Annotated in this window: 8 protein-coding genes; 4 read left to right on the top strand and 4 right to left on the bottom strand. The window is 70.8% G+C overall.

Annotated elements, in window-relative coordinates; translation table 11 throughout:
* The 4 genes from CA983_RS35475 to CA983_RS35460 form a co-directional block, all read right to left on the bottom strand.
* On the bottom strand, positions 1–910 hold a 910-nt coding region (locus tag CA983_RS35475; RefSeq protein ID WP_086604857.1), incomplete at its 3' end, for a hypothetical protein.
* Between the two features lie 46 nt (positions 911–956).
* The gene (locus CA983_RS35470; protein ID WP_086604856.1) at positions 957–1,895 is read right to left on the bottom strand and encodes an N-acetylneuraminate synthase family protein; all 939 of its coding nucleotides are present in this window, start codon (positions 1,893–1,895) and stop codon (positions 957–959) included.
* 14 nt (positions 1,896–1,909) lie between these two features.
* Positions 1,910–3,175 (bottom strand): N-acylneuraminate cytidylyltransferase, encoded by a 1,266-nt coding sequence (locus CA983_RS35465; protein WP_086604855.1) that lies wholly within the window; start codon positions 3,173–3,175, stop codon positions 1,910–1,912.
* A gap of 44 nt (positions 3,176–3,219) precedes the next feature.
* Complete coding sequence (locus CA983_RS35460; protein ID WP_086604854.1) at positions 3,220–4,566, bottom strand: DUF6716 putative glycosyltransferase; 1,347 nt, start codon at positions 4,564–4,566, stop codon at positions 3,220–3,222.
* A gap of 198 nt (positions 4,567–4,764) precedes the next feature.
* Between CA983_RS35460 and CA983_RS35455 the strand changes: the two genes are divergently transcribed.
* The 4 genes from CA983_RS35455 to CA983_RS35440 form a co-directional block, all read left to right on the top strand.
* On the top strand, positions 4,765–5,751 hold the full coding sequence (locus CA983_RS35455) for a glycosyltransferase family 2 protein (protein ID WP_086604853.1): 987 nt from the start codon (positions 4,765–4,767) through the stop codon (positions 5,749–5,751).
* Positions 5,751–7,082, top strand: a complete 1,332-nt coding sequence (locus CA983_RS35450) for an alpha-2,8-polysialyltransferase family protein (protein WP_086604852.1) — start codon at positions 5,751–5,753, stop codon at positions 7,080–7,082. Before CA983_RS35455 ends, CA983_RS35450 begins: the two co-directional genes overlap by 1 nt.
* Before the next feature lie 201 nt (positions 7,083–7,283).
* The gene (locus CA983_RS35445) at positions 7,284–8,438 is read left to right on the top strand and encodes an acyltransferase family protein (RefSeq protein ID WP_107500318.1); all 1,155 of its coding nucleotides are present in this window, start codon (positions 7,284–7,286) and stop codon (positions 8,436–8,438) included.
* A 63-nt stretch (positions 8,439–8,501) separates the two neighbouring features.
* Positions 8,502–9,197: class I SAM-dependent methyltransferase (locus tag CA983_RS35440; RefSeq protein ID WP_086604851.1), on the top strand; the 696-nt coding region annotated here is incomplete at its 3' end.

Genomic DNA, 9,197 nt, shown 5'->3' with positions numbered 1-9,197 from the left:
GGGGGAGGGTGTGGACGACCGTGGAGGGGAAGCTGAGGATCGTCCGGCCGATGGGGCCGCGGCGGGCGATCAGTTCGAGGGGGAGTTCGGGGCGGACGATCTCCAGGCCCGTCTCGACCGCGAGCCGGTGGAGCTTGTCCGTGCTCTCGCGGCGGTGGGCGAAGTAGCGGGTGGCGCCGTGGGCCCGGGCCAGCGTGCGGACGGCTTCCAGGTAGCGGGCGTCGTCGACCACGCCCGTCTCCACCAGGGACGTGCCGACCATGTCGGCGCCCTTGGTGATGCGGGGCGGGCCGAAGCGCGACCGGGTCCAGGCGAAGTCGTTGGCGTTGACGGTGACGCCCGCGGGGGTCTCCTCCATCGGCATGGAGGAGAAGATCTCGACGTTGCGGTTGCCGCCGGGGGTAAGGCGGCGGCGGGCCGAGGACGACACCGGCGCGAAGATCAGGTCCCGCGGGCCGGGGCGGCCGCCCTTGCGGTGCCAGCGCACCAGGCGTTCGCCCCGGGCCAACTGGCCGACGAACTCCATGGTCGCCGTGCCGTCGTCGACGACGACCAGGTCGCCGGCCCGGGTGATCGTCAGCAGGAGCTGGACGTAGCGGGAGAAGGGGTCCCCCAGGACCACCCGGCGGGCCCTGCGGAGCAGGCGCGTCAGGCCGCCGATGGTCTGGAAGGGGGCCATCGGCCCGCCGCGCGCCTCCTCCCAGCGGACCTCGTGCCCCTCCTCGCGGGCCAGTTCGGACATCCGCCGCAACTGGCCGCGCGTCATCGGGTCGAGGGGCGACAGCACCACGAGGGTGAGCCCCACGCCGGGCGCATGGGTGTGCGCCCACTCCAGCACGTTCAGCAGCTGTACCGGACTCTCGACGAACGCGAGAGTGTGGGGGCCGGCGTTCCCGGCGCGGGGGCTCATCGACGTACGACCGTCCCGTCGTAAGGAGGGTGTGGGGGTTGGGGGCTCAGACGCCTACCGGCTCGCCCGCCGCGTCGGCGATCTCCGCCTCGGCGACCACACCGGGGACGCGGCGCAGCTTCTTCATCGGGGCCAGCTCGGACTCGTAGACCTTCTTCACGCCGTCGCCGAGGGAGGCCTCGATGGTGCGGATGTCGCGGACGAGGCGGGTGAGGCCCTGCGGCTCGACGGAGGCGGCCTGGTCCGAGCCCCACATGGCGCGGTCGAGGGTGATGTGACGCTCGACGAACACCGCGCCCAGCGCGACCGCGGCCAGCGTGGTCTGCAGGCCCGTCTCGTGGCCGGAGTAGCCGATCGGGACGTTCGGGTACTCCCGCTCCAGGGTGTTGATGACGCGCAGGTTGAGCTCCTCGGCCTTCGCCGGGTAGGTCGACGTGGCGTGGCACATCAGGATGTTGTCGGAGCCGAGGACCTCGACCGCGTGGCGGATCTGCTTCGGGGTCGACATGCCGGTGGAGAGGATCACCGCGCGGCCGGTGGAGCGCAGGGCGCGCAGCAGCTCGTCGTCGGTGAGGGAGGCGGAGGCTACCTTGTGGGCGGGGACGTCGAACTTCTCCAGGAAGGCGACGGCCTCGGTGTCCCACGGGGAGGCGAACCAGTCGATGTTCTTCGACTTGCAGTAGTCGTCGATCGCGCGGTACTCGTCCTCACCGAACTCCACGCGGTGGCGGTAGTCGATGTAGGTCATCCGGCCCCAGGGCGTGTCGCGCTCGATGTCCCACTGGTCGCGCGGGGTGCAGATCTCCGGGGTGCGCTTCTGGAACTTGACCGCGTCGCAGCCGGCCTCGGCGGCCGCGTCGATCAGCTTGAGGGCGTTCTCGAGCTCGCCGTTGTGGTTGATGCCGATCTCGCCGCAGACGTAGACCGGACGGCCCGGGCCGACCTCGCGCGAACCGAACTGACGGATACGGGAGTTGGTGCTCATGGCAGGAGATGTCCTTACTTGGTGAGGGAATCGAGAGAGGGGCCGAGGATCCAGCTGGCGATCTCTCGGATCGCGCCGTCGCCGCCGGGGACGGTGGTGACCGCGCGTGCGGCGCCGCGCACGACGTCGTGGGCGCTCGCGACCGCCACGGGCCAGCCCACGAGGGCGAAGCACGGGAGGTCATTGACGTCGTTGCCGACGTAGAGCACGCGCTCCGGCGCGATGCCCTGCTCCTCGCACCACTGCTTCAGCGCGAGGTCCTTGCGGTCGATGCCGTGCAGCACCGGGAGCTTGAGCTTCCGGGCGCGGGCGGCGACCACAGGGTTCTGTTCCGTGGACAGGATCAGCATCTTCAGGCCGCTCCTGCGGAGGGCCGCGATGCCGAGTCCGTCCCCGCGGTGCACGGAGACGAACTCCCGTCCGTCGGAGTCGACCAGCACCCGGTCGTCGGTCTGGGTGCCGTCGAAGTCGAGGACGACCGCGTCGATGTCGTCGGCGGTCGGGAGGGCGCCGGGGCGGTCCGCGTCGAAGAGCGGAGCGAGGGCCCGGGCGCGGGCGAGGTCGTGCGGGTCGTCGATCTCCAGCACGCGCGCGGCGTCGGTGCGGACCAGTTCGGTCCGGCCGAAGAAGCGGTGCTGGTGCTTGCGGAAACCGACCGCCTCCATGGCGTAGGCGGCGCCGGTCTCCAGCAGGTCCTGGGGGCGGTCCTGGCGGCGGGGGCGGAAGGACTTGTCGTGGTTGACGCCGTAGCCGCCGCCGACGGCCGCGTCGGCCTCGGCGACGGTGCCGGCGGCGACCTCGTCCTCGGCGTCGCGCCAGACGAAGCCGTGGAACGGGGCCACGGTGAGGGCCGTGTCGGCGCCGTTCTCGACGATGGCCGCGGCGACTCCGTCCACGTCCTCGCGGGTGATGAACGGGCTGGTGCACTGCACCAGCAGCACGACGTCCACGACCGCGCCGTGCAGGGCCTCGTGCGCGTCCATGGCGTGCAGGACGGCGGCCTCGGAGGTGGCGGTGTCGCCGGCGATGGCGGCGGGCCGCAGCACGACCTCGGCGCCGGCCTGACGGGCGGCGGCCGCGATGGCCTGGTCGTCGGTGGAGACCACGACGTCCGTGACGAGCCGGGCGGCGCGGCATTCGCGCACCGCCCGCGCCACCAGCGGGACGCCGCCGACGGGGAGGAGGTTCTTCGCGGGCACGCCCTTGGAGCCGCCGCGCGCGGGGATCACCGCGAGCACGCGGCGCACCGAGGCGCCTCGGCCCGCTTCCGGGTGGGACATGGGGTGTACTCCTTGGGCTCCTGGGGCGGAGGGCTCGGGGCGGCTCACAGCTCCCCCATCCGCCGGATGACGGGCGCCACGCGCTGCACGCCGTGCCGGTAGGCGCCGCGCGCCGCCCGGCGCACGATCTGCCGGACCGGTCCGGGCTCCCGGTCGGCGGCCGGCGCGCCGGGCAGCGGGGTGCCGTCCGGGCCGAGGTGGTGGCGGGCGAGGATCCCGGGCAGATAGCCGGGCGCGGTGACGGGTGTGTAGTACGGGGTCAGCGGCGGCAGGCCGCCGGGCCGGTCGAGCAGCTCGGCGATGCGTTCGCGCGCCGCGTCGAAGGCGGATGCGTAGGAACCGTCCGCCACGACCCCTTGCCGGGCGACCCACTCCTCGTCGGGCACCGGCCGGTGCCCGTCGTCGAGCTGGTCCCAGGAGGCGAGGCAGCCGGAGCCGACGAAGTGGTGGTTGCCGAGGGCCTCACGGACACCGAGGTCGGTCAGCACGACGGTCGGGATACGGCGGTGCAGCGATTCCAGGGCGGCCGTGGAGCTGACCGTCACCAGCAGGTCGGTGCGGTCGAGGACCTCGCCCATGTTCCCGTAGACCAGGCGGAAGTTGGCCGGCGGATCGAGACGCTGCACCAGCTTCTGGTACGGCAACTCCTCGATGTGGGTGGTGTGTTCACCCGGCCTGGACCGCAGTTTCAGCAGCACCTCGCGCTCGGGGTGCCTGCGGGCGTGCTGGACCAGCCGGTTCAGCAGGTACGTACGGTCCTTGCGGCTCTCCGGCACGGAGGGCTGGGCGGCGAAGACGACCGTGTAGGGGTCGTGTTCACCTTCGTAGGCCGCACCGCCGAGGAACGGCAGGGCCACCTCGGTCACCGACGAGGCGTCGGCACCCACCCCTTCGTAGACGGCCCGGAAACGGTCCGCGTCCTGACGGGAGTTGGCGAGGACCAGGTCCGCGCCGTGCCGCAGCAGCAGGCCGTCGGCGAGCTTCTCGTAGACGACACCGACGTAGCCGGTGACGACGACGGGCCGCGAGGTCCGGTCCTCCCAGACACGCTTCAGGCCGTGCAGCATCGCCTGCACACCGCCGCCGACGAGGGCGAGGACGAGGACGTCGTAGGATTCCTCGGCCATGGTGCGCAGGAACTCGACGGCGGTGACCTCCCGCAGCGAGTCGGCGCGCACGCCCACTTCCTCCATCTGGCGCGGCGTGGGCGTGGCCCGGCCGCGCAGCAGGAATCCGTCGAGGGCGGGACCGACTTGCGCGCCTTCGCGCGGGCCGGTTTCCATGGACTGTCCCGGGGCGATGCGGTGCGCGGTGAGCGCACCCCATTTCCAGCGGGTGTCGGAGTCCGCGAGGACGGCGATTCGCGGGCGCTTCGGTGTACTTGCTGGCACGTTGAAGACGCTAGGAAGCAATTCCTAGGTATGGCGGAACCACGACTCAACGAAAAGTTAACAACACCCCACCGGGAGCCGAACTGGCCCGCGGAGAACCGGGAAGTACACGGGGTGCACCGTTCTGACACATTGAGTTCACCCAGTGTATGTTCACCGGAAAGTTCAGGAGCCGGACGGCCTCCTAACGTTTTGCGGGTGCCTAAGCTTTCCGTGATCGTGCCGTTCTACAACGTGCAGCAATATGCCCCGGACACCCTCAGAAGCCTTCGGTTGAACGCCGACCGCGATTTCGAGTTCGTCCTGGTCGACGACCATTCGAAGGACGAAACGCCGGCCATTCTCGAACGGGCGGCCGAGGACCTTTCGGATGTCGCGCAAGTGCGTTACATCCGACACGAGAAGAACGGGGGGCTCGCCACCGCCCGCAACACCGGCCTGGACGCGGCGCAGGGCGAGTACCTGACGTTCCTGGACGGCGACGACTGGCTGGCCCCCGGCTACCTCGCCGAACTGGTATCCGCCCTTGACGAGTTGGGCTGCGACTTCATCCGCACCGACCATGTGCAGGCCACCGCGCGCGCCCGTTCCGTCTCCCGGGTCCCGGTCGGCCGGCGCTGGGAGGCGTTCGACCCGCGGGAGGCGATCCTCCCCTCCCACCGCTCGACCTCGGTGGACTACGCCTACGCCTGGGCCGGCGCCTACCACCGGCGCCTTCTCGAGAGGGGCGTGCTCCACTTCACCGACGGGCTGCGCACGGCCGAGGACCGGCCGTGGATCTGGAAGCTGCACCGCGAGGCGGAGTCGTTCGCCGTGGTGAGCCTGCTGGGCGTGTTCTACCGGCGCGGGGTGGCCTCGTCCCTGACCCAGATCGGCGATGTCCGCCAGCTCGACTTCATCCGCGCCTTCGACCAGGTGATCGAGGAGACGGCCGCCGACCGCGAGGCCGACCGGCTGCTGCCGAAGGCGGTGCGGACGTACTGCGCGATCATCGCGCACCACCTTTCCAACGAAGACAGGTTCGAACCGGCCGTGGCGAGGCAGCTGCGGTCGATGAGCGCGGCGGCCATCAAGCGCATGCCGCAGGACGCGCTCGGTGACGCACTGGAGGCCATGGACATGGACCGCTCGTCCAAGCTGCGGCGGCTGCGGCGCAGGGTCACGCCGGCGGGAGCGGCCGCCTGATGCCCGGGACCACACAGATCTTCTGCGCCTCGACGCTGTACGGCGTCGCCACCCTGGCCGCCGCGATCGACTCCGACCTCTTCGAGGAGCCGGACCGCCGGGTGCTGCTGGTGTTCAACAACTCCGCGAACCCGGAGACCACCCCGGCCCTCGACGAGATGCCGGGTTTCGCGCCGCTGCGCGAGCACTTCGACGACGTGCTGTCCTGGAACGACGCCATCCGCCCGTTCCACCCCGGGGCGTGGACGCCGCGCTCCGACGACATCCCGCTGTTCGAGCGCTATCTGCGGATGCTGTGGGGCCTCGGCGACGACCGGGTGAGCCTGGTGCTGGAGTCCATCCAGGTCGCACCCGCGCTCACGGTGGCGCAGCTGTTCACCGACGCCCCCATCGACGTCTACGCCGACGGCCTGATGAGCTACGGCCCCACGCGCAACAAGCTCGATCCGCTGGTCGGCACGCGCGTGCGGCGGCTGCTGCACCTCGATCTGGTGCCGGGGCTCACGCCGATGCTGCTGACCGAGTTCGAGGTGCCGGCGCGGCTGGTGCCGTCGCCCGCGTTCCTCAAGGTGCTCGGCGAGGTCACCGAGACCGTCCCCGAACTGCCCGACCTGCCCGGCGACGCGGCACTGCTGCTCGGCCAGTACCTGTCGGCGCTGAACATCCTCTCCCCCGAGGAGGAAGAGGACCTGCACGTGCGCATGATGCGGGGCGCGGTCGCCCGGGGTCACCGCACGGTCGTCTTCAAGCCGCACCCGACCGCACCGGCCCGCTGCAGCCGCGCCCTGGAGACCGAGGCCGAGAAGCTCGGCGTGGACCTCACCGTGCTGGACACGCCCGTGCTCGCCGAGGTGCTGTTCGAGCGGACCCGGCCCGCGCTGGTCGTCGGCTGCTTCTCCACCGCCCTGTTCACGGCCGCGGTGTTCTACGAGCTGCCGGTCGCGCGCATCGGCACCGAGCTGCTGCTGGAGCGGCTGACGCCGTATCAGAACAGCAACCGGATCCCCACCACCCTGGCGGACGCGCTGCTGCCCGACCTGGACGGCGGCAAGGACGGCGACCTGCTGCCGGCCGAGCTGCTGCCGGACCTGGTGACCGCGGTCGGGTTCACCATGCAGCCGCAGATCTATCCGGACCTGCGCCCGCAGGCGGAGGCGTTCCTGTCCCGGCACCTCGGTCCGCGCACCCGGCGCTACTTCAAGAAGCGCCGTCTCACCTCGCTCGGACTGCCCGGCGGCATTCCGCAGCGGCTGGCGTTCCTGCCGCGCAACTCCACGGCACGCAGGGTGGTCCGGCGGGCGCGGGCGCTGCGCAAGGCGGTGCGCCGCTGAGGCAGGCTCGCCCGGCGGCCGAAAAGGTCCGCCCGGCGGCCGGGCTCGGCGACATCCAGATGAACCCGTGGAGACCGGCAGGCGAAGGCTGACTCCGTCGAACGTTTCAGCGTCAACCTCCGCCCTAGGGTGACATCGGCGCCCTGCCCGCCCCTGGCGGCTCAGGTGAAGGACATACGAGCTACTACAGAGGTTTTCAGCGTGACCGAGACGGTCGTCAGCACCCCCAAGCCCCGGCCCGACGTCACCGTGCTGGTCGAACCACCGGGCGCCACGACCGTCCCACCGCGCCGGAGGAACTCCGGCGGCCGGCTGCGTGCCCTGGACGGACTGCGGCTGGTGGCCGCGCTGATGGTGGCGGCGTACCACTACGGCGGGCGCGACGGTGAGGTTTCCGAGGCCTGGGGCAGCTCACCCAAGGAGCAGTTCCCGACCCTGCACGAGTACTTCGCCTACGGCTGCCTCGGCGTCCAGGTCTTCTTCGTGATCAGCGGGTTCGTGATCTGCATGAGCGGCTGGGGCAGGCCGCTGAAGTCGTTCTTCGCCTCCCGCGCCTCCCGGCTGCTGCCCGCCTACTGGGTGGCGGTCGTGCTCGTGACGGCGGTGTTCGCGCTGCCCATGGTGGCGTACAAGGCGGTCTCGCCGAGCGACGCGCTGGTGAACCTGACCATGCTTCAGATGCCGCTGGGCGTGGACCGGGTGCTCGGGGTGTGCTGGACGCTGTGGGCGGAGGTCCGCTTCTACGCGCTGTTCGCGCTGTGCGTGGTGCTCCCCAGGGCGAACCGCCGCCGGGTGATCATGTTCTGCGCCGGCTGGATGCTGGCGGCGGTGATCGCGGCGAACGCGCACATGCCGCTGCTCGACATCGTCGTGATGCCCGAGTACGCCCCGTTCTTCATCGGCGGTGTCGGCCTCTACCTCGTCCACCTCGACCGGCGGGACGCCTACGGGTGGGGCATCGTCGCCGTGAGCTGGCTGACAGGTCAGCACTTCGCGGTGCAGGGGCTGTGGCACGCCCCCGACGCGGGCGGCTTCTCGTACCGCTCCTCGATCGGCATCGTCCTCGTCGTGACCTTCGGCTTCGTCGCGGTCGCGGCGATCGCGCTGGGGTGGCTGCGCTGGGCGAACTGGCGCTGGCTGACGGTGGCGGGGGCGCTGACGTATCCGTTCTACCTCGTCCACGAGCATCTCGGCTGGGTGGTGATCCACGCCCTGCACCGCGGCCTGGATCTGCCGTCGGCGGTGACATTCTCGCTGACAGTGGCCTCAATGCTGATGCTGGCGTGGCTGCTGAACCAGTATGTGGAGAAGCCGCTGACACCACGACTGCGGGCTCTGCTGGCCAAGGCCCGCTGAGCTGTTCACGGGACGTTCAACCAACCGTCGGTTTCGGCACCGCTCAGGGAGAAGGCTCGTCTCATGACCAACGCACAAGCGACCGAAACGTACCCCGGCGAACTCGCCGACGTCCCGGGCTGGTTCCCGCCGCTGGACCAGATGCTGTTCACCTGGTTCCTTGAGCGGCAGCAGAAGCAGGGGATGCGCGGAGACCTGCTGGAACTCGGCGTCTACATGGGCAAGAGCGCGATCCTCCTCGGCCACCACCTCCAGGACGGCGAGAAGTTCACGGTCTGCGACCTGTTCGAGGGCGACGCCCCCGACGGGGCCAACCAGGCGGAGGCCACGAAGTCGTACGCCTCGCTCACCCAGCAGGCCTTCGAGCGGAACTACCTCTCCTTCCACGACACCCTGCCGACGGTGATCGCGGCTCCCAGCTCGGTGGTGACCGAGAAGGTGGCCCCGGGCACCTGCCGCTTCGTCCACGTCGACGCCTCGCACCTGTACGAGCACGTGCACGCCGACATCGGCGCCGCCCACGACATCCTGATGCCCGAGGGCATCGTGGTCCTCGACGACTTCCGTTCCGAGCACACGCCGGGCGTCTCGGTCGCCGCCTGGGAGGCCGTCCTCAACCGTGGCCTGCGCCCGGTCTGCCTCAGCACGCAGAAGCTCTACGGCACCTGGGGCGACCCCGAGCCGCTCCAGGAGGAGCTGCTCGACATGCTGCGGCAGCGCACGGACTGCGGGCTGAGCGTGCAGGAGGCGGCCGGGCAC

The organism is Streptomyces swartbergensis, from assembly GCF_002148965.1.
Lineage (GTDB): Bacteria > Actinomycetota > Actinomycetes > Streptomycetales > Streptomycetaceae > Streptomyces > Streptomyces swartbergensis.
The sequence above is the reverse complement of the archived record's forward strand: the minus strand, read 5'-3'. Positions and strand labels throughout refer to the sequence as shown.

What these genes read in the sequence shown, in the direction of transcription:
- CA983_RS35470 (WP_086604856.1), bottom strand. Translation starts at nt 1,895, where the DNA reads ATGAGCACCAACTCCCGTATCCGTCAGTTCGGTTCGCGCGAGGTCGGC.
- CA983_RS35465 (WP_086604855.1), bottom strand. Translation starts at nt 3,175, where the DNA reads ATGTCCCACCCGGAAGCGGGCCGAGGCGCCTCGGTGCGCCGCGTGCTC.
- CA983_RS35450 (WP_086604852.1), top strand. Translation starts at nt 5,751, where the DNA reads ATGCCCGGGACCACACAGATCTTCTGCGCCTCGACGCTGTACGGCGTC.